20 protein-coding genes are annotated in these 21102 nt (G+C 47.6%); 7 read left to right on the forward strand and 13 right to left on the reverse strand.

Features of this window, described 5'->3' with window-relative positions:
- The first annotated feature begins 159 nt into the window (after nt 1-159).
- Nucleotides 160-558, forward strand: a complete 399-nt coding sequence (locus tag BGX12_RS09770; protein WP_109735886.1) for a hypothetical protein — start codon at nt 160-162, stop codon at nt 556-558.
- A gap of 8 nt (nt 559-566) precedes the next feature.
- Entirely contained in the window at nt 567-1886 is a 1320-nt protein-coding gene (locus BGX12_RS09775; protein WP_109735887.1) for an FISUMP domain-containing protein, read from the forward strand.
- Between the two features lie 156 nt (nt 1887-2042).
- Here the strand turns inward: BGX12_RS09775 and argH are convergent, their stop codons facing one another.
- The 4 genes from argH to serS all read right to left on the reverse strand — a co-directional run bounded on the left by argH (nt 2043) and on the right by serS (nt 7294).
- Nucleotides 2043-3500 carry an argininosuccinate lyase gene (argH, locus tag BGX12_RS09780; RefSeq protein ID WP_109735888.1) on the reverse strand — a complete coding sequence of 486 codons (1458 nt, stop codon included), beginning with the start codon at nt 3498-3500 and terminating at the stop codon, nt 2043-2045.
- A 60-nt stretch (nt 3501-3560) separates the two neighbouring features.
- Nucleotides 3561-4475 (reverse strand): TIGR01212 family radical SAM protein, encoded by a 915-nt coding sequence (locus tag BGX12_RS09785; protein WP_109735889.1) that lies wholly within the window; start codon nt 4473-4475, stop codon nt 3561-3563.
- 69 nt (nt 4476-4544) lie between these two features.
- The gene (locus tag BGX12_RS09790; protein WP_146196305.1) at nt 4545-5804 is read right to left on the reverse strand and encodes a hypothetical protein; all 1260 of its coding nucleotides are present in this window, start codon (nt 5802-5804) and stop codon (nt 4545-4547) included.
- Between the two features lie 203 nt (nt 5805-6007).
- Entirely contained in the window at nt 6008-7294 is a 1287-nt protein-coding gene (serS, locus tag BGX12_RS09795; protein ID WP_109735891.1) for a serine--tRNA ligase, read from the reverse strand.
- A 352-nt stretch (nt 7295-7646) separates the two neighbouring features.
- Here serS and BGX12_RS09800 point away from each other — a divergent pair, with 352 nt between their 5' ends.
- Nucleotides 7647-9104, forward strand: coding sequence for a carbohydrate binding domain-containing protein (locus BGX12_RS09800; RefSeq protein WP_109735892.1), 1458 nt, complete (start codon nt 7647-7649; stop codon nt 9102-9104).
- An 88-nt stretch (nt 9105-9192) separates the two neighbouring features.
- On the opposite strand, the gene BGX12_RS09805 is transcribed toward BGX12_RS09800, so the two are convergent.
- Nucleotides 9193-10164 carry a GDSL-type esterase/lipase family protein gene (locus BGX12_RS09805; protein WP_109735893.1) on the reverse strand — a complete coding sequence of 324 codons (972 nt, stop codon included), beginning with the start codon at nt 10162-10164 and terminating at the stop codon, nt 9193-9195.
- Nucleotides 10165-10286: 122 nt separating this feature from the next.
- Here BGX12_RS09805 and BGX12_RS09810 point away from each other — a divergent pair, with 122 nt between their 5' ends.
- Nucleotides 10287-10802 (forward strand): LptE family protein, encoded by a 516-nt coding sequence (locus tag BGX12_RS09810; RefSeq protein ID WP_109735894.1) that lies wholly within the window; start codon nt 10287-10289, stop codon nt 10800-10802.
- On the opposite strand, the gene BGX12_RS09815 is transcribed toward BGX12_RS09810, so the two are convergent.
- From BGX12_RS09815 to BGX12_RS09835, 5 genes are all read right to left on the reverse strand, one after another.
- Nucleotides 10792-11280 carry an 8-oxo-dGTP diphosphatase gene (locus BGX12_RS09815; protein ID WP_109735895.1) on the reverse strand — a complete coding sequence of 163 codons (489 nt, stop codon included), beginning with the start codon at nt 11278-11280 and terminating at the stop codon, nt 10792-10794. The genes BGX12_RS09810 and BGX12_RS09815 overlap by 11 nt on opposite strands.
- 147 nt (nt 11281-11427) lie before the next feature.
- Nucleotides 11428-12216 (reverse strand): queuosine precursor transporter, encoded by a 789-nt coding sequence (locus BGX12_RS09820; protein ID WP_109735896.1) that lies wholly within the window; start codon nt 12214-12216, stop codon nt 11428-11430.
- A gap of 34 nt (nt 12217-12250) precedes the next feature.
- Nucleotides 12251-12976 (reverse strand): hypothetical protein, encoded by a 726-nt coding sequence (locus tag BGX12_RS09825; RefSeq protein ID WP_111361676.1) that lies wholly within the window; start codon nt 12974-12976, stop codon nt 12251-12253.
- Between the two features lie 22 nt (nt 12977-12998).
- Complete coding sequence (locus BGX12_RS09830; RefSeq protein ID WP_109735898.1) at nt 12999-13379, reverse strand: VOC family protein; 381 nt, start codon at nt 13377-13379, stop codon at nt 12999-13001.
- A gap of 124 nt (nt 13380-13503) precedes the next feature.
- A complete protein-coding gene (locus BGX12_RS09835; RefSeq protein WP_158278219.1) occupies nt 13504-14529 on the reverse strand; it encodes a GGDEF domain-containing protein in 1026 nt (341 codons plus the stop codon).
- Between the two features lie 102 nt (nt 14530-14631).
- On the opposite strand from BGX12_RS09835, the gene BGX12_RS09840 reads away from it, so the two are divergent.
- The 3 genes from BGX12_RS09840 to BGX12_RS09850 all read left to right on the forward strand — a co-directional run bounded on the left by BGX12_RS09840 (nt 14632) and on the right by BGX12_RS09850 (nt 16498).
- Nucleotides 14632-15228, forward strand: coding sequence for an FISUMP domain-containing protein (locus BGX12_RS09840; protein ID WP_109735900.1), 597 nt, complete (start codon nt 14632-14634; stop codon nt 15226-15228).
- Nucleotides 15229-15301: 73 nt separating this feature from the next.
- The gene (locus BGX12_RS09845) at nt 15302-15898 is read left to right on the forward strand and encodes an FISUMP domain-containing protein (RefSeq protein ID WP_158278220.1); all 597 of its coding nucleotides are present in this window, start codon (nt 15302-15304) and stop codon (nt 15896-15898) included.
- A gap of 39 nt (nt 15899-15937) precedes the next feature.
- Nucleotides 15938-16498, forward strand: coding sequence for a hypothetical protein (locus tag BGX12_RS09850; RefSeq protein ID WP_109735902.1), 561 nt, complete (start codon nt 15938-15940; stop codon nt 16496-16498).
- A 76-nt stretch (nt 16499-16574) separates the two neighbouring features.
- Here BGX12_RS09850 and metG read toward each other — a convergent pair whose 3' ends face one another.
- The 3 genes from metG to BGX12_RS09865 form a co-directional block, all read right to left on the reverse strand.
- Nucleotides 16575-18668 carry a methionine--tRNA ligase gene (gene metG / locus BGX12_RS09855; RefSeq protein WP_109735903.1) on the reverse strand — a complete coding sequence of 698 codons (2094 nt, stop codon included), beginning with the start codon at nt 18666-18668 and terminating at the stop codon, nt 16575-16577.
- A 34-nt stretch (nt 18669-18702) separates the two neighbouring features.
- On the reverse strand, nt 18703-19557 hold the full coding sequence (locus BGX12_RS09860) for a hypothetical protein (RefSeq protein ID WP_146196306.1): 855 nt from the start codon (nt 19555-19557) through the stop codon (nt 18703-18705).
- Between the two features lie 200 nt (nt 19558-19757).
- Nucleotides 19758-21068 (reverse strand): hypothetical protein, encoded by a 1311-nt coding sequence (locus tag BGX12_RS09865; RefSeq protein ID WP_109735905.1) that lies wholly within the window; start codon nt 21066-21068, stop codon nt 19758-19760.
- Nucleotides 21069-21102: the final 34 nt, after the last annotated feature.

Consider the following 21102-nt stretch of genomic DNA (forward strand, 5'->3'; position numbering starts at 1 on the left):
TCTCGGTTAAGTCTCATCGCTTGTCCTTTTCTTGGTCGAAAACGCAAGTTAGAAACCTAACCATCCCTAGAATTCACTTTCTAGGGATTTTTTTTGTTTTCAGCCTAGATCGGATTTACTTGACGATGAGAATCCGCGGAGTTTATATTTGGGAGGAATATGAAGTTCTTTATTGCAGTTATTTTTGTTTTGTCAGGAATCCTGTTTGCGCAAGAAAGTATTCCGCATGTGGACTTCCATCAACCCATTGTTTATGAAGCTGGAACTGATGTTGATGTGGGTGTTTCTGCTTCTCACAAAGGTAAAGGCTTTAATTATCAGCTGGTACTTGCTACGGTTGGTGTTGCTGTTTCATATTTGGGTTTTCTGGATGCAATTGATTATGATTCAAAAGCAGAAGAACTGCTCAAAGATCCTGATTTTAGTAGCAAGGCTGCCTATCTGAGTCAACGCGAAAAAATTCAGGACTATGATTCCCGAAGAAATACGGAGGCGATTGTCGCTTCAGCCTTTTTTGCTGCTTCCGTATTCTTTCTTGTAAGCTATATCTTAGATTAGGAGGTTTTATGAATAAGAAACTTATTTCTGGATTAATGTTTGCTGGTGGTTTGCTTTGTGGCTGCACTGATCATGTGACTGAACTTGATGAAGCCTATGAACTTAACGGTGTCAAGATCAAGGATTTTGTCTTTAAGGATAGCCGTGACGGAAACCAGTATAGTGTTGCCGTAATTGGTGGAAATGTATGGATGGCTGAAAATCTCAGGTATGCTGATAGCTCCAAGTCCAAGAACCTTAAAGGTAATACCTGGTGTTACGAGGATAAAGAGGAAAACTGCGACAAGTATGGACGCTTGTACTCCTGGACTGCAGCACTCAATTTGGATTCCTCCTCTTTGACATCTAACTCTGGCTATGGTTGCATTAATTGTAATGAAAGAGGTGTCTGTCCCGAAGGCTGGCACATTCCCTCACGTAACGATTGGGTTAATCTGAGAGATTATGTGGATGTGCATAATGCAAAGGAATCTGTCGCTCGAAGCCTTAAGTCGAAAACTGGCTGGAAATCTGTAGATTCTGTTTCTACGGGTGTGGACCGTTTTGGCTTTAATGCCGCTCCCAGTGGACGTCATAATAACGATGGCGATTACATGGATGCAGAAAAGTTCCTGTTTTTCTGGTCTTCTGTAGAAAGTGATGCGGGTACTGCTGTTGGCTGGACCTTACGTTACGACAATGAATATCTGGATTATGGTGAATACTATAAGAACCACGGCCTGTCTATCCGCTGTGTTATCGACACGAACCGTGTAGTCTTCGATACGACAAAGTCCTTTGTCGCTCCGGGAAAAATTCCCCTTGACTTTGGGTACGATTCCATTAAGGTAGAGGACAAGTATTACCATACAGTCGATATTGATGATCTTACCTGGATTGCTGAGAATATGAGCGTGGAAAAGGGTGATAGCTGGTGCTATAAGGATAATGCCGATTCCTGTGCTAAGTACGGCCGTCTGTATTCCTGGAACACCGCTATGGATCTTTGCCCCGAAGGTTGGCGTTTGCCCACTACGGATGATTTCTATCGCCTGTATAATTTTGCATGTGGTGCTAATGCTCTGCGTTCCATGGATAACTGGGCGAAGGAACAGGGCGATGATATCTTCGGATTCTCAGCACTTCCTGCTGGCGGCTATGATGGGGATGGCTTCTTTGATCTTCATTCCAGTGCATACTTCTGGTCTTCCAAGGAAAATTCCAAGATTGAAGGTGAAGCCTATGCCTTGTTCCTGAATTACTACAACAATTCTGGTGAAGGTCAGCCTGCTCGCAAGTCTAACGGCTATTCCGTCCGCTGCGTCAAGGATTCAAAATCCGCTGAGTAATTGACGACGCTAGATTCAAGCGCTTGTAATAAAAAAGAACCGCAACCAAATGGCTGCGGTTTCTTTTTTTTCGATGTCAAGCTAAACTTGTTTCAGCATCAACTTTTACAGCCGATGCCGAGCTTCCTCGGCATGACTGTGGCGAACGGCGTCACTTTATGCCTTCTTAAACTTCTTAAGCAGTGCTTCGGCCTTAACGAACTGCTGCTTCACAGACTTAGGACCGGTACCACCTTCGATGTTACGGCGACCAACGCTGTATTCGAAGGTGAGAGTCTTCTTCATCTTCTGCACATCGGGAACGCCGGCGGCTGCCCAGGATTCGTCGGACAGTTCGGTGAATTCCTTGCCGCTGCGAGCGGCTTCGCCCACAAGGCTACCCACAACGTGGTGAGCGTCGCGGAAGGGAACGCCTGCTTCCACCAGCAAGTCAGCCAGGTCGGTAGCCAGCAGCGCCGGCAGCATCTTGGCTTGCATCTTGTCGAAGTTGAAACGTGCAGATTCCAGAGCTTCCTTCATGACGCGGAGGATAACCTTCACGTTGTGAACGCTGTCGAATACCGGTTCCTTGTCTTCCTGCAAATCTCGGCTGTAGGAAAGGGGAGCGCCCTTCACCAGAGTGTACATGGCGCTGAAGTTACCCAGCATACGACCAGACTTGCCGCGGATCAGTTCCATGGAGTCGGGGTTCTTCTTCTGGGGCATCATGGAGGAGCCACTGCTGAAGGCATCGTGCAAGGTGAGGAAACCGAATTCGCTGGTGCTCCAGTTCACGAAATCTTCGGCGTAACGGCTCATTGTGTTTGCGATGATGGCGAGGTCAGCGTTGAATTCCAGCATCATGTCGCGATGGCTTACGGCGTCGATAGAGTTGGGGCTCACATCGTTAAAGCCAAGTTCTGCAGCTACGAGCTTACGCTGGTAGGGGAATGCGGAACCCGCCATAGCACCGCTGCCCAAGGGCAGCTGAGAGTGCAGTTCCAGGAAGTTGTCCAAACGCTTTACATCGCGGGAAACGGCGAAGAACATGCTCATCAGATAATGGCTGAAGTAGATGGGCTGAGCCTGCTGCAGGTGGGTGTAGCCCGGCATCAGCTTGCCGAAGTACTTCTTGGAAAGGTCCAGGACCACTTCCATCAATTCAATTTCAAGAGAGCGGATTTCTGCAGCGCGATGACGCATGTACAGCTTAAAGTCGGTGCAAACCTGGTCATTGCGGCTACGGCCGGTATGAATCTTCTTGCCCAGAGCGCCGATACGTTCGGTGAGAACGCGTTCCACGGCCATGTGAATGTCTTCGTCGGAAGGCTGCCACAGGTTCTTGCCTGCATGATAGTCGTCCAGAATAGTCTTGAGACCGTCGCAAATCTTCTTGTATTCAGCCTTGGTCAGCACGCCGGATTCCACCAGGCCCTTGCCGTGACCGATGCTACCTTCGATATCTTCTTCGATCAGTTCTGCATCGAAGTGGAGGCTAAAGGAGAGGTCCACCATGGACTGAGCCATACCGCTAGCGAAGCGGCCGGTCCACATGTTGGTCTGTGTACCCTTCTTGGAATCTTTCTTTGCAGCGGACTTTGCTGCTGCCTTAACGGTCTTTGTATTCTTGGACATTATAAAGTTCCTCAAAAAATTTACAGGCGTAAAAATAGAAAAAGGAAAGAAAGACGGAGCTTACAAAGATGGAATCTCTGGTTTGTTCAGGTCTTCTCCGTTCAGAATTTTCTCTACGGTGGAGATGATCCTGTCTCGTTCTCCGCACCAGTCCGGTGCTATTAAAAGTTCACTGGGGCTTTCCCCGCTGAATCTTTCAATAGCCGTTTCCATTCCAATAATCTTGATCATTTCTGCTACGGCTTTGCAGTATTCGTCAAATGTTAAAAGCTTTATTTCTCCATTGGAGAAATCTTCTGCCATGGCGGTCCCCACCACAATATGCAGAGGATGTATTTTGACTGCTGCCAAGTGCAAATCTCGGACTACTTGAGCGGTATGCTTGAAATCGTCCATGCTTTCACCAGGAAGGCCGACGATAACATGGGTGGTTACCCAGAGGCCTGCTGCCTGGCAGCGAGCCACAGCATCTTCGAATTCCTTGAGAGTATGCCTACGGTTGATTCCTGCCAAGGTTAAATCGTTGGCGGTCTGCAGGCCGATTTCTACAATAATGGGCTTCTTTTTGTTTAAGCTAGCTAGATAATCTACTTTGTCTTGTTCTAGACAATCCGGGCGTGTACCGATGGCGAGACCTGCAATTTCGGGATGCTTCACAATGGGGTCGATAATTCCCTTCAAATGATCCAGCGGCGCATGGGTGTTTGTATAAGGCTGTAAATAAGCGAGAATGCCCGCATTAGGGTATTTGCCTCTAAGCTTGGGTACAAACTTTTCCAATTGTTCAACAATGCTTACCTTTGCCTGATCGAAAACAGGACTAAAGCTGCGGTTGTTGCAGTAGCTACAGCCTGAAAAGCCTTTGGTGCCATCCAAATTAGGACAACTCATGCCTCCATTTAGGGGAAGCTTTCTTACCTTGAGATAGTTCGGAAAAATTTCAAGAAGCAGGTCTCGATATGGTTTGTACTTCATAAGCCAAAATTAAATAAAAATAAAAGGGCGAGCCGAAGCCCGCCCGATTAAGGTCGTTTTAAGCCCTTATTAGAAGGTCAGGAGCATACCGAAGTTGCCAACGAGACCTGCCCATGCAGCAGAGCTCAACTGATCAGCAATGGATGCTTCAAGAATCAAGTTCTTGTACTGGAAACGGAGACCAGCGTTTGCCATGGGAGCGTTGGTCTTCATGGACCACTGAGAAGCGTCGGTCTTGGAAGCCTTAACTTCTTCGCCATAGTGACCCAGGACCTTCCAGTCGTAGTTTGCGCCACCATAGAGGATCCAGTTTTCGTTCAGAGTGATTTCTGCGAGAACGTTCGGAGTGGTGTACAGACCGAAGTAGCTTCTGTCGGAACCGGTTTCATCAAAGAAGATGAACGGAATGCGGGTGTTGGTACCGATGAAGACCTGTGCCATATCGGAGCTCAGCACGGGGAATGCAATGTTTGCATAGGGCTGAATTTCGAAGAATGCGTCATCGTGGGTAACTTCAGTCTTGGTGTTGCCAGCTTCGGTAATGGTTTCGCTAGCCTGGCGGAGAACGTTCAAACCAACAGACCAGAAGAAGGTCTTGGCAGAAGGACCATTGGAAATGTTCACGTTCAAGCCCAGATCCCAGTAGTCGTTATCGGTTTCTGCAGCGTCGGTTTCGGTATCAACTTCTTCGTTGAAGGTAAGCCAGTAAGCGTTTGCAGTCAGGTCGAATGCGCCCAGGCTCATACCGAACTTCAGGTTGATCACGTCGCCTGCGGCGGTTGTAGAGGTGGATTCTTCATTGTCACCAACTTCTACGCTTTCCCAAGTCTTGTCCAGACCGAAGTCCAATGCAAAGCCCATGCCGCCAAATGCCATACCGACGGTGATGATGCCGAGATTTTCCAAGTCACCAGTCTGGGGGAGACCCTTGGTGATGTTGCCGAGGCTAGCGGTGTTGTCGAACGCTGCCAGGTAGGTGATGCCGCCCTTGGTCAGTGCCAAGGTAGCGTTTTCGCCGGACGGTTCAACATAAAGGAGGTTGCTGCCATACATCTTGTAGGGAGAAAGCATGTTGCCGCCGATAGTAGCAGCGCCAGCTTCGTTACCAACCATGTTGTAAGCATTGCCATGGAGAACGTTGAATACGCCGTTGGGTGCTGCGACGGGTGCGTCCTGTGCAGTTGCCTGAGCAGCCGGTGCAGATTCCTGAGCCGGAGCAGACTGTGCAGCCGGGGCGGAATCTTCTTCGTATTCGTCGTCTTCGTAGTCCTGAGCGACTGCTGCGGACATGGTCATTGCGGTAGTAAGAGCAATAAGTTTGAAATTCATGATATCTCCCATAAAATGTTCTAAACCTAAATATAGAAATGGATGTGAGATTATATATGTATAATTTAAGTTAACATGGTAAACTTAAATTCATACTTAACTTGTGTGTAACATTTTATCTCGAAAAAAAAGACAAGGTTTCTTCCGAAACCTCGTCTGTAAAAGTTACCTTACAAACGTTTGCTTGTACTGCTTGAAAAGAATTACTTCTTAGGCTCAATCTTTTCCATACCGCCCATGTACGGACGCAGAACTTCAGGAATCAAGAGGGAGCCGTCCTTCTGCTGGTAGTTGTCGCAAATGCCAACCATCACGCGAGGAGTGGCGAGGCCAGAACCGTTCAAGGTGTGGACGAAGGTGTTCTTGCCACCGATCTTGGTCTTGATGTTTGCACGACGTGCCTGGTAGTCTTCGAAGTTGGAGCAGCTAGAAACTTCCAGCCACTTCTTTTCTACAGGAGCGTAGACTTCCAGGTCGTAGCACTTTGCTGCACCGAAACCCAGGTCGCCCTTGCAGAGGGCCAGACGATGGTAGGGGAGGCCAAGCTTTTCCAGGAGCATTTCGCCGAAGCGGGTCAGTTCTTCGTGATCTTCGTAGGAGTGTTCCGGATGAGCGAAGTAAACCATTTCCACCTTGTTGAACTGGTGGAGACGGAGAAGACCGCGGGTGTCCTTACCGTAGGAACCGGCTTCGCGACGGAAGCAAGCGGAGTAGGCGCAAATGCGCTTCGGCAGTTCGGATTCCGGAATGACTTCGCCGGAGTAGAGGTTGGTCAGCGGAACTTCTGCAGTGGGGATGAGGAACAGGTCGTCATCCTTGTCGCAGCGGTACATGTCTTCTTCGAACTTGGGGAGCTGACCGGTGCCGCGCATGGTGTTGCGGGTAACCAGGTACGGCGGAGTGAATTCTTCGAAGCCAGCCTTCTGGTGTTCGTCCAGGAAGAACTGGATGAGGGCGCGTTCCAGGCGAGAGCCGAGACCGCGGTAAACCGGGAAGCCGGAACCGGAAATCTTTGCGCCACGTTCAAAGTCGAAAATGCCAAGGCGTTCGCCGAGAGTCTTGTGGTCGACGCGTGCGAAGTCATCGTTCTTGGTGTAGTAGTCGAAGGGAATGGGGCCGTCCTTTTCGACCTTGTTGTCGGAGGAGTCCTTACCTTCGATGGAGCGGGGAGCGATGTTGGGGACGTGCATGAGCATTTCGGTCTGCTTGTATTCCAGATCCTTCAGCTTCTTGTCCATTTCGTCGATCTTGTTTCCCAGTTCGCGGGTAGCGGCCTGGGCGGCGTCTGCATTTTCGCCCTTCTTCTTCAGTTCACCGATGAGCTTGGACTGAGCGTTACGTTCGCTCTTGAGGCGTTCCACTTCGGTGAGGAGGGGGCGGCGTTCTTCGTCGATGGCGAGAACATCACGGAGACTTACGGTAGTATACTTCTTTTCGGTTTCAGCAATGTAATATTCCGGATTTTCACGGATTTTCTTGATGTCAAGCATGTTATGCCTCGGTTAGATAAAATTTTTCAGGAGAAAAGATAGTAAAAGGTTCCCGCGCGGGGGAGGTGGTTCTCCACAAAGTGGACAATTCTCACTATGGCTCAGAGAGCCAAGTGTTCATTAGTCACAGCTCCGGAAACATAAAAAAAACAAGAGTTTTCCAAAAAATCCTGTAAGGAACGTTTTGTAATTCAATCTTTACGCATTTCCGTTGTTGTATTACCTTACAACGTTTATTGAAGTGCTTGAGGCGTCCTACCGTAATTTGTACGTAGATTTAAATTGAGGATGTTTTGGAGTGTAACATCATAAAACAGGCCAAAAAGGGTTGGCCTAAAGGAAGGTTGGGTAAATGAGAATTATCGGATTGCTGCTTCTTGCTGTTTCGCTTACTTTCGCACAGTGGGGTGGCGGCGGTGGAAAATCCATCAACGATTTTAAGAAGATCTCTGTTTCGGGTCGAGACGTCCATGTGTGGGCGCCTTCCGGCCTTGCAGACAACAGCCCCTTGCTTCTTTCCTTGCATGGCATGGACCAGGACCCCAATTACCAGCAGCAGAATACCCACTGGGAAGCTGTTGCGGATACTGCAGGCTTTGTTGTGGCCTACCTTAGAGGCGGTACGGGATTTAGCACCTGGGATATTAGCGGCGATCAGGATACCAAGTGGGTCACCCAAATTATTGACCAATTGGCCAAGGGTTACAAAATTGACATCAAGCGTGTGTACCTTTCCGGTTTCTCTATGGGTGGCATGTTCTCCTACCATGCCATGAGTAAAATTGCCGATAGGATTGCTGCTTTCGCACCTTGTTCCGGTTACCTGATGGGTGGTGCTGGCGTTGCCATGCGTCCGGTTCCTATTTTCCATGTCCATGGAACGGGCGACGATGTGGTGGGCTATAGTGGTCTTGAAAACAACCTGGGCAGTTACCGTAAGCAGTTCAATTGCCCTTCCCAGGCTGAAGTCCAGAATAACTATCCCCACACCGGTGACAAGGCAACCCTCTATACCTGGGGTCCCTGCGATGGTGGTGTCTACGTAAAGCACTTGAAGCTGGAAGGACGCGGTCACATGCCTTCCCAGAATGAAGTTTCCGACATCTGGAACTTTGTGAAGAACTACTCCCTGGATGGAGTTGCCGAACCGATTGTTGTTCCCACGGATCGCGATACCGTGTTTAACGGAACTTTCTCCGATTCCCTGAAACTCGCGGGCTGGAACTTGACGGTCCATAGCGGCGAAGGCTCCCTGAAGCACACCGATGGCGCTGCAGAAATCAATGTGACTAAAACCGGCACCAATGCCTATGATGTCCAGATGATCCAGAAGGGCATGCACTACGAAAAGGGCCAGAGCTACAAGCTGACTTTCGATGCCTACGGTTCTGTGGCAAGATCTTTGGAAGTGAACCTGGAAAAGGATACCGACCCGTGGACCAGCTACCTGGGCGAGGCAAAGACCTTTGAACTGAGCACCGAAAAGAAGTCCTATGAAATCCAGTTCACCATGACGGAAGCTACCGATGACAATGGCCGTATTTCCATTAATGCAGGTCTTGCAACTGGCAGCGTGTTCATCGACAATGTGGTGCTGACCAAGATTGAGGAGCCTACTTCCATTGCCAAGGGAACCCTGTTGAACAACGAAGGAACCTTTAATGTGTACAACATGAAGGGATCTTTTGTCTGCAGGTTGGAAAAATCCCGTATGGGTGATGTCCAGACTCAATTGAATGGGATGAAGTTGAGCAAGGGCTTGTATATTGTGAAAAATGGCAATATGAACAAGATCTTTGCTGTAAAGTAGATTTCGTCAAGAAAGCCTATGAAAAAAGTCCATGGCAGTAATGCCGTGGACTTTTTGCATGACTGGTCATACCGAACTTGTTTCGGTATCAGTTGTGTCTATCTAGACGAATCTTTTTTGTGACAGTTCCTGCTTTTACAATGAATGCGCCAGCATGTTCTATTCGGAGAGAACTTGTTCCGTTGATTTGTACTTGTTTCACCTGCGTTCCGTTCAAATCAAACACCTGAACTTTACCTACGTAGTTTTCGATGGAAATGATGTCTTTCTGGATGTGTATCCCTGCTTTAGCGACGGTTGAGTGTCCTTGAATTATGGTGGTGCTTTCCGAGGAACTGGATTCTGTTTCGGAGGAAGAACTGGATTCCATAGCAGGAATGTTGCCCTTGTTCTCAATTGCGCTTGCAATAATTCGGGCCAATTCCTTGGCGCCAGTGGCGTTAGGGTGGACGTTATCGCTTAGCAGCCATTCGGGCTTGTTGAACTGTTCGTGGAGATCGATAAGAGGAATGCCTTTTGCTGTTGCTGCAGCCTTGATGATGGGATTAATCTGGTTTACGATGGCAGTGTCCGTAATGAACCAGTCCCAGTTATTGGCGTAGGGCTGTAGGGTTGCGAAAACTTTGGGCGCCTGCGTCTGATGGGCGAAGGTGTCGATTAGAGCTTCGTAATCTTTCTGCAGTTCTTCCTTACTGATGTCTTGGGGATAGTAGTTGAATCCGGTGGAACTGCCTGCTCCGTCATGGAAGTACTTGGAGTCGTTAGTGCCCAGCTCAATAACTACAATGTCAGGAGCGAAATCGTATGCCTTAGTAAAAGTTTCCTGCTTCCAGTAGGATTCGCTGGATGCCTTATGGAACATTTTTCCGGAATTGCCGAAATTTTGTACCTGGTATTCGCTGCCGAGAAATTCCTGAAGATGATCGGGATATTTCTTGTCGTTCCAGTTAAGACCGTAGCCTTCTGTAATACTGTTGCCGACGCAGGCGACTTTTGTAATTGCCTGTGCATTTATCGTCAAAAATGCTGCACTCACGAAAACAAAACTTTTTAATCCCATATTCAATCCCTTGAAGTCCAATTAAAGCAGCCTTGCTGACGTAGGCCTGCATCGGCTTATAATTCCTGCAAATTGAAAGATAACATAAACTTTTTACCAATGAAAATTTCTAATATTCGGACATGCTTAAATCGTTGAGAACATCTCAAGCCTTGCTGTTCGTGTTTCTTGCCTTGTGTGTAACATTCCTCTCGGGCTGTTACAGTTTTACTGCCAGTACGCTTCCCAGCCATATCAAGACGGTGAACATCCACGAGGTGGATGATAAGACTATGGATGCTGTTCTTGCCAATGATATTCGTGCCGCCGTTCTGGATATGTTCAAGAAAAATGCGGGCGGTGTCCGAGTGGTGAACGGCGAAGCCCACTCCGATTTTGAAATTACTTTGCTGTCCTATACCAATAAGCCCATGGATTATAACAGCAATAGCGATGTGGAAACTTATCGCGTGACGATCCGTGTAGGTGTCAAGTTCTATGATAATGTAAAGGAACGCATTATTTATGAAAATAAGTCCCTTTCTGCAGAAGGGACTTATGATGTTCAGGCTAACGAAACGGAAGACCGTCACGGTCAGAAACGCGCCATCGAAAAACTTCAGGACCTGATTATCACGAATGCGTTAGCTAAGTGGTAAAATCTTCCACCTTCACGGGTTCTTCATTTAAAAGAGCCTCGGTCAAGGTGCTTCCCTTATAAGTTAGCTTCAGGCTGAAGAAGGGTTCCCCCCGTTCCAGCAAGGCCAAGAAAATCAAGTCCCCGTCCCAGTGGGGTAATTTAATCACGTCTGCCTTAGGTACCCATTCCAGATTGCCTTCGTCGCATTCCTTTAGGTCGCCAGTCCACTGTGTGGCGGTAAACAGATGCATGAACTCGGTCTGGTCCATCCCGTCGCTAATGAAGGTCACGATGCCGCGGTACTTGGGTTTAATTAAGGTTAGACCCGTTTCTTCCAGAGCTTCGCGCTTGATGCAATCCTCAGGAGATTCCCACTCCTCGAACTTTCCGCCGATGCCAATCCACTTGTCCTTATTGATATCGTTCTTCTTCTTGACGCGATGGAGCAGCAGGTACTTGTTATCCTGCTCGATGTAACAGAGGGTGGTGTTTATCATGGTTAAGGATTGATGGTTAAGGATTGATAATTATGAGAAAGAATGAAGGATGTAGAATGAATTATCATTAACCTCTAGGAGCGAAACTCCGACCTCATACCTCAAGCGAAGCGAACCCTTGAACTAGTGATTAGTGAAGGATGAAGGTTATGGGCGGTTGCTGATTTCGTTCTCGTTGCGAAGGTCATTGAGCGTTTCCGTGATGGAGTCAAGAACCAGTTCCTGCTTGCTTTCCATGGCGTTGAAACGCTTTCTCAACCAGTTAATGAGGGCGTATGCAATAGGTGTTGCGCAGATTGCTTCGATTGCAAGTTTACCTGGGAATTGCACCACGATCATGCTGATCAAATCTTCTGTAGGAACGGTACCTGCAAAGGCAATCAGTACGAAAATAGACGTGTCTACAATGTATCCGAAAACAGAGGAACCGATGGTTCTTACCCACAGGAGCTTTCGGCCTGTCTTTTCGCGGATTTTTACCATGGTCCAGGCGTTGGTCAATTCACCCAGCAGGAATGCAATTAGGGATGCAACCGTAATTCTAGGGACAAAGCTGAAAATGGTGGAGTAGGCGCTGGCGGTTTCTTCCGTAAAGTCCGGATAGGGGAGGGTGGTTCCGATGAAGGTGAACACTGCCATGAATACCTGGCAGAAGAAGGTGAGCCAGATGACCTTGCGTGCGGTTTTAAATCCCCAGATTTCCGTAAGTACGTCCCCCAGCATATAGGCAAGAGGGAAGGTGATGGTTCCTGCGTCAAAGACGGTGATGCCGCAAACGGACAGCAGTTTTACTGCCATCACGTTGGAGGTGAGATAGCAGGCGACCATGAGGCCTGCAATAATTACCAGTGGGGAGAATGGGTCACGCTTTGCACCGATATCAAAATCGTTGATGCCTGCGTCGGTTTTTTCAAGGTTTTCCGTAACTTGTTTCATAATGGTTCAAAAAATAGCTTTTGTCAGCAGATTTTCAATGTTGTGTTTTCCGACGAAGGCTTACATTGGCAGAAATTGCAAAACGTTCCCGATTTGGATTAAAATCCAGGAACCCGTAATGTGCGTCAATGCCTACAGAGAAATTTTCAAATCTAAAGTTGATGTATGCTCCGAAACCTGCTTCCAGGGTGGATTTTTCTTCGTTATCCCTTCTTGGAATCCAGACGTTCCTGGTAATGTATTCTTCTACACCTATACGGAATACATCCCCAATGGGTAACTGCTGAATGATGGATATGCCGCCTGCGAATGCGCCAAATAAATCTTCTATAGCGCCGACATAATCAACGTCTTTTTTCTCGTCATCAATATCACTCCAGTAGTCGTCGTATTCTTCGTCATCATCGTCCGTGTCGATAAAACATACTGGGCAAACAATGACGGCGATTCCTAATGCCCACGGCATGGATAACCAGCCTCGAACAGCTGCATAATCGTTGCCGGTACCGAATGTTATGTAGGGGGAGGGCTGAAATCCGAATCCCCACACGGTGCCGTTGCTGGATTTCAAAAAGTCGTACGCTACGGGGGAGTCCCATCCATCCTCTTTTTTATCGTACTGGGAATATTCCGCTCGTACAGAATGATGGGTTTCGTAGGAAGATTCCATTGCATCCATGAACGCAGCTGTGCTAGGCGGGTGCATGGTGCATCCCGTCAGCAGGAGCAAAATCGTTACGGATATCAGTAAGTAACGCATACCTTAAATAATATAAAATGCGTTATTCGTGGATTTCTAGGGGCAGGTCGTCGGGATCGCTGAAGAAAGTCATCTTTTTTCCCGTGTAATCATCTATACGGATCGGTTCAGTTTCGATTCCTTTGGCGTTCAGTTCACGAACAGTTTCTTCTACGGAATCCACTCGGAACGCCAAGTGGCGAAGTCCGTTTGCCTCGGGGTAGCTGGGGCGGGGCGGCCTTCCTGGAATGATGAACAATTCCAACTCCATGCCATCCAACTGCAGGTCAATCTTGTAGTCTCCACGTTCTGCACGATAGTTCTCGCGGATGATTTTAAATCCTAAAAGGTCCACATAAAAATGCTTGGACTTCTCGTAATTACTGCCGATGATGGCAATGTGATGGACTTGTTTTAAATTCATTGGAATCCCGATTTTGAAACTACAGAAGAAAGTAGTTTTTATTAGTGGACTATGCAGGAGTTTAATAAGAGGGGAGCGTATGCTACTATATTCATTGCACAAGGTGCATGACAGATCGCCTCGGCTAGAATACAATCTGGTTTCTTCCGTTGTTCTTTGCTTCGTAAAGTTTCTTGTCGGCGTCTTTAATCCAGGCATCTATGCTTAGGTCTGGATGATATTTGGAGATGCCTACAGAAATAGTAAAGTGGAAAGTTTCGTTTTCGGAACGAACCACCCTGTTTCGAATTTGTTCTAGCAATGTTTCCATGATGCTTGGTGGAACGATCTTTTCGTCCCCGCTAACCAGGAATTCTTCACCGCCCCAGCGGCTGATGGTGCAGTCCTTGCAGATCTTCTTCATCATGTTTCCAAGGATCATAAGGACCTGGTCGCCAACGGCGTGACCGTAGGTGTCGTTAATCTTCTTGAAATAATCTACGTCAATCATGGCGATCCACATGGAATCGTGTTCCACGTTCGGGGCTGTAGATTCCTCAAGATGGGACGTCATGTAATATCTGTTGGCAAGACCGGTCAATGCATCAAAGTCGGCCTGCTTCATGAGCTTCTTTTCTGAGTCGATAATCATGCCTGTGGTAACACGGGCAAAACTGATCAGGAAAAAGCTGACGCTTGTAATATTGATTCCCAGGAACAGCAGGGTGGGGATCCCCTCAATGCGATAAATCGGACCGTTCTTGACGGAATACAGGGAGGATAGCAAACAGGACAGAACGATGATGATGGAGCAGAGGTTTGGCTTGGGGTCTTCTCCGCCAAATTTGGTCTGCATGTACTTGATGTAGTAGATGAGGGGAATGGTCGATAAGGAATAAAGCTGAAATCCGTAATCGTAGCCCAGATGGATGGTACAGATGGCCATGTATACGGTCATCTGCAGATAAATGGACCATGTGGCCTTAATAAACTGGTATTTGCGGATGAGTAAATAATGGGCGAGGTAGACGATGGCGACAAAAATCGAGTAATAGGCAAGGAACGTCGCTCCGATGACGTAATATACAATCATCATCAAAATCACGAGGACCAGAAGGATCGTGTTTGTCAGGAAGCTTAACTTCTGTATGTCTTTTACGGATTTGGGCATCTTGTTTTTAATATAGGTATAATTTTGATGTTTTTTGATTTTTTTTACCATCAAATGCCTATATTATTTCTAAGGGGCTTTCTTATGAGGGACTATTTGTAGATGAAAAAGCATCTTTTGGCGCTTTTTAGCGCGTTGTTTTTGTTATCCGCTTGTGATTTGCTGGATCCTGATGAACATGTTGTGGAACTGCCTCGCACTTTGAAGTATATGGGCGAAACAATTGAATTCGTCCAGGTTGGAGATCAACTCTGGATGAAAGAGAATTTGAATGTGGGGTCTGGCGAAGAGCGATGTATGGTGGGACTGTCAAGATACTGCGAAAAGTTTGGCCGTCTGTTCTTCTGGGAAGAAGCCTTAAATGCTTGTCCCGCTGGTTCGCATCTTCCAAGCTATGAAGAGTGGAAAAAACTTACTGATTTTCTATATCTCAATGAAAAATATGTGAAGTATTTCACCAACCAACTTGGGGGCTATCTGGATGTAGATTATTGGGGAAATCATATATCGGCAGATATTGGAAATAGTGTCTATTTTTGGAGTTCTACTGAAATTGACTTGAATGACGATGACGACAAACCTGCCTTATATGGCGGAACATTTCAATACTCAACGCAGAATGGTTATAAACTTTCCCAGATTCGAAAGGACGTGGGACTTTACATTCGTTGTGTGATGAATGAAAAGCCTTCTAACTAGATTGCATAATGAGAATTGCTGAAAAAATATGACGATGAAAAAATTTTCTGCTCTTTTATTTTCTCTTTTCGTAATGGCTTTTTCACTTGGGGCCTGCAGCCTTGTGGAATCCGAGGAAGAAATTGCTGAGGAATTTCGCAGTCTTACCGTCGGTAATCAAACTCTTGATTTTGTTCAGGTTGGAGAACTTTGGTGGTCCACTAAAAATCTCTACCTGCATAATGATGAGAAACATTGTGCTCAGGGGTTGTTATCCAATTGCGAAAAGTACGGCAGTCTCTATACTTGGACCGAGGCCATGGGGATTTCGCCGGAGTACGAAGATTTCTATTATGAGCAATACGAAGATTTTCAGCAGGGCTTATGCCCCGAGGGATCTCATTTGCCTAGTAGGCAGGAAAGGGATACGCTCATAAGCCACCTATTCGGAAGTTTCGCAAGCTACCAAAAGTATTTTAATAATCAGCGGGGCGGCTACTACGACGACTATCTTTATGATTCCTACAACGATGTGGGTTATAAGGCCTATTTCTGGACCTCTACAGAAAGTAGTAACAGCTCTGAATATTCCTATTTCGCAGATGTGCTTTATTGTTACAGCGACGGCTATTGCAGTTCCACAAACAAGACAAAGACTAGCAAGCTCTATATCCGCTGCGTCATGAATTAACAAAAAAAATGCCTATATTAGAGCTATCGGGGTTAGCTTATGAAATGTCCTTCCTATAAATTCCTTGGTTTATTTGCGGGCCTGTTCTGCTTTGCCATGAATAGCCATGCTCAGCTTGTGCTGTTGCCTGTCCAGTCGGATTCTTTGGCTAATCCAAATCTTGATGGACCTGTCCGTTTCGACAAGAATCCTCAAATCGTCGAGTCACAAAGCACTGGCCTTGGATTTAATGTTGCCGCGGACGATACGGTAGGGGCGGATAAGTTTTACATAGGCAAAGACTCTCTTGCCATGTATTGCAAGACGACCGTTGTCCAGGGACGCAAAAAGAAAAAGGAAAAGCGCTACTGCTGGATTCCCGAAATTCCAGAGGCTGTGCAGAAGCCCGTAAAAGAGATTAGCTGTACCGATGACTGTCCCATCACTGAAGAAAGCTGGGACCGTGAACAGAAAATGAAGGAACGCAAAAAGGACAGGCGAGATCCTCATGAAAAGGACATGGATCGGGAACGAAGGACCGCTTTTCGTGTGATGTTGAAAGCAGCGCCTTTTATGGCGGCAGGGGCTTTGTGTCATCTTGATGCGAGCTGCTCAGAGTAATCTGAATCGAAAAAAAGACCCGCTTTGAAGCGGGCCTTTTTTGAATTGTCATTCTCGCGAAGGCGAGAATCTAGCGTTAATGCACTCCGTTTCCTTCCGGAACGTCGCAGGTCACGGCCTTGCCGCCGATTTCCAGCGCGATGGGTGCAGCGCCTTCGCCTGCAGTGCAGAACACTTCGCCGTTCTTGACGGAGAGAGCGATCTTGTCGAAATCCTTCAGCTTCAGTTCGCGCGGTTCGCTGGGAGAGACTCCCTTGAACAAAGCGCGGTCACCGGGCTTTGCTCCTTCAGGTACGGCCACCAGGCGGCACTTGTGGGTTTCCGGTTCCAGGTCGCCTGCGAAGAGCATACCTGCGCTCATGATACCGCGAAGGGGTGCGGGCTTCAGGTTTGCGAACAAAAGAATCATGCGGTCCTTCAGTTCAGAAGCTTCGTAGCTAGCCTTCAGGCCTGAACAAACGGTGCGGAGTTCGCCTTCGCCTGCGTCCACCTTCAGAACATAGAGGGAAGTTGCATCCGGATGGTCTGCCACTTCCACGATCTTTGCTGCGCGAAGGTCCATGGCGGCAGGAACATCGGCAGCGGTCAGGGGCTTGTTCTGCTTGGGCTTGGCCTGCTGCTGTTGCTGCTGGGGATTCACTTCTTCGTCGATGCGGGGGAACAGGGGCTTGCCTTCGCCGAAGACTTCGCCACCCTTCAACAGACCCCAGACCAGATCTTCGGCACTTTCGAACTTGGTGCCCAGCATGGTCAGGCCTTCTTCTGCCTTGGTGGGGATCACCGGCCACAGCATGCAAAGGCTGAGGCGTACGGCTTCTGCGGCCACGTAAAGAACGGTAGCCAGTTCATCCTTGAGAGCCGGGTCCTTGGCCAGCTTCCAGGGAGCCTTGATTTCGAAGTAGCGGTTGATGCTACGGACAAGGCTCATGATGTTTTCGATGGACTGGGACAGGCGAGCCTGGGGCAGGTCCTGCTTAATGTCTTCGATGACCTTCTTGGCCAAGTTCATTACGTCGTTGGCGGCGTCATCCATAGTAACAGCTGCGGGCAGCTTGCCTTCGAAGTTGGTAAGCACCAGCTTGTGGACGCGATTCAGAACGTTGCCCAGGTCGTTTGCCAGGTCGGCGTTAATGCGACGGACAAAGGAATCGTGGGTGAAGTTTGCGTCCTGGCCAACCACCATTTCGCGTGCCAAGTAGTAACGGAAAGCGTCGTTGCCGTACTTTTCCATGTAATCCATGGGCTTCACAACGTTACCGGCAGACTTACTCATCTTTTCGCCGCCGTTCACCAGCCACCAGCCGTGAGCCAGGATGTGCTTGGGCAGAGGAATGTCCAGAGCCATGAGCATAGTGGGCCAGTACACGCTATGAGTGGTAAGAATGTCCTTACCGATCAGGTGGTAGGTGGCGGGCCAGATGGGAGTGCCATCGGCATAAGTCTTGTGGAATGCGGTAGAGGCGCTCACATAGTTAAGCAGAGCGTCGAACCAGACGTAGGTCACGTAGTCCGTGTCGAAAGGCAGAGGGATACCCCAGGAGAGGCGAGCCTTCGGGCGGCTAATGCAGAGGTCGTTCAGCGGTTGACGCAAGAAGCCCAGGATTTCGTTACGACGGTAGTCGGGAACAATCCAGTCCGGGTTGGTGTTCAAGTGGTCGATGAGCTGCTGCTGATACTTGCTCATCTTGAAGAAGTAGTTCTTTTCCTTCAGCCATTCCACCGGGCGGTGGCTAATGGGGTCGCACTTGTTTTCGTCCAGTTCGTCTTCGGAGAAGAAACGTTCTTCGCCGACAGAGTACCAGCCTTCGTATTCCTTGGAATAGATTTCGCCCTTGTCCCACAGCTTCTGCAGGCATTCCTGCACGTAAGCCTTGTGTTCGGGATAGGTGGTGCGGATGAAGAAGTCGTTGCAGATGCCCATCTTCTTCCACAAATCTTCGAAACGGTGGTAGTATTCGTCCACGTGTTCCTGCGGAGTCACTTCGCGCTTGGCAGCAGCACGCTGCACCTTCTGGCCGTGTTCGTCGGTACCAGTCAAAAAGTAGGTCTGGTAGCCGAGAATCTTGTGGAAGCGAGTGAGAATGTCTGCAAGGACGGTGGTGTAGGAATGACCGATATGGGGTGCGTCATTCACATAGTAAATCGGAGTAGTAACGTAAAAGTTCTTCATATGGCGCGCAAGATAGAAAAAATTGCAATATGTCTTACTGGTAATATCTGATTTGGTACTTGTATTTCTGGTATTCCTTGAATTCTTTTGTTTTAGGATCCTTCCTAGAATAGACACTTTCTATAACATTCCCGAAATCATCAGTGGTAATGCGGGTGACCGCATGTAAATTTCCTGCGTAGTCGTAGTATTCTTCACGAACTAGCTTTCCGTCTTCATATTTCAGGAATTTGGTGAATCCTCCAGATATGATTTTGGAAACTCGACCGTCCTCGCCGTATTCGTATTGAGTATGTTCCTGAGTGTCGCTAATGTCGCTGGAATAAACCAGGTCCACAATTTTTCCGTCTTGATTTCGCTGGATGGACTCGTAAGAATAAAGCTTTCCGTTGTAGGATACGCTTCTTTCCTTCACTTTCTTGCCGTCAGAATCATATGTGAAGGAAACCGCATCTTTCCCGTGGTATTGACCTTCAATCTGGATGGAAGAAATGTTGTGTTGTTCGTTATAGATTCGTTCCAGCTTGTGGGCGAAGGGATAAATAACCCTCAGATCCTGTGTTTTGCCGGTTTCATCTACGAGAAAACTGATTTTATAGATCGCTGAGGATGTGTCCTGCCTGGTATAATACCAGCGGGTACCTCCGTCTTCTTTTTTCTGGGAGCTAGTGATGACGGAATAAATCTTTTTCGTATAAGCTTCCCTACGTAACAAACGTCCGTCGTCATCCAGTATACTCTTTCTGCTGATAAGTACTTTGCCCAGCGAATCCTTCACGTTCCACTCGGTTTCTACCTTGTCCTTGTTCCAGACCTTGAAAAAGGATGCTTTAAGATGTTCTGCACCGGCGGAATCGATATGAAATAGCTCTGCACTTAAATTTTCCACATCTCCCATGAGTGCGCGGTTTTCTTGGTCTTGAGGCTCTATGTAAGGCATGACTTTGCCTTGCTCATCAAGAATGCTGAAAAACGTAAATGCCTTGGCCACTTGTATGTTGGAACATCCGTACAACGAGAAAAGAAGGAAAGCTGTTAAAAGCTTTCCTGCTAAATTAAAAAATGGATGATTGTTCATTTGTTTGTGTTTTAGAAACTGTTTGTATTAAAATTAATACCAATGTTGAAGAACAAAGCGGGAATGAACTGGATGGGAGAAATTGCAAGACCCAGTTCAAATCGGTTGATTCCGGAGTCCACAAACAGGGAAGTCTTGGATTCAATGTACTTCATGCTTTCATTGACCGGAATTGTAATAGCTTCGCGAAAACCATAGGGTGTTTTGCTCTTCATATAGTATTCGCCAAACAGTTTAACTCCGTGAATCAGCTTGGTTTCTGCTTCTTCGGTATCGTCGTCAGAATAACTCCAGCGGTTTTCCTTTTCTTTACCTGCTGTCGCCCAAACGTATGCTCCGTAGCCTGCGCCAAATCCAAGACAGGTGCCACTTGTGGCGGAACAACGGACTAATCCAAGAGATACTTCCCAGTTGACGCCCATTTCGAGGAGGCCTTCAATGATTGCAGAGGAGTCACGGAATGCCTTGCTGTCTTCCAGGTAGTTGTCTGTCAGGTAGCCGATATTAAGGCCGACTGTACCGATCAGCTCAATTTTTTTGTTGTGGGCAACTGTTCCCCAGGGCATTGCGGAGTACGCTTCCTGATCGTATTCGAATTTTCCATTCTTGGCGGATTCGTTCAGGGACGGGTATTCTTCCTTGGTGACCACTTGACTCCAGGGTCTTGTAAATTCCTTGAATCCGTGGCCATCGCGGACGAAATCTTTGATTTCATATCCGGAATGGACGATGATGGAGTCTTCCTGGAGAAGAGCGCTTTTTCTGGAAATGCTATGGAGAATTCCGTTGCCTCCCCAGATCAAGGCGGTGCCATCGTTTACAAACTGGAATCTCTTGCCTTTTCTCGGGTTGATATTGATGGACTCCAGAACTCCGTAACGAAATACAAAACTGAAGTTTCCTGCAATCTCTTCCACTTCATTCTTGATTTTCGTCAGGCTGTCATTTCCAAAGGCTTCGGTTCTCTGTCTTGCCTGCTTCTCGGATTCTGCCTTCACAATATCCATTAGGGGAGAATTGGTGAAAAATCCAGGAGAATAGACGTCCTTGTCAAAAAGATCGGAACATTCTTCCGTCCACTTTTCAAGAATACCCTTTACCTCTGCAGTGTGGTTTTCGTCGAAATGGATAACAAGACTGTCATTTTGATAGTCTGCCTTAAGGTACTGCTCGGGGGCATATTGGGGCAATGCCAGGACGGTGAGTTTCTGGATACATTCGTTGGCGTGAACTTTCAAGTTCATGTTATCCTTCTGGTCTGCCCATGCTGCGGATGCCAGAAGGCTAGAGATTGCCATTATTTCAAGAGTTCTCTTGAACATGCACTTTCCTCCTTTAAAGTGTGCTTTTTTCGGA

The sequence above is a fragment of the Fibrobacter sp. UWR4 genome (assembly GCF_003149045.1).
Taxonomy (GTDB): domain Bacteria; phylum Fibrobacterota; class Fibrobacteria; order Fibrobacterales; family Fibrobacteraceae; genus Fibrobacter.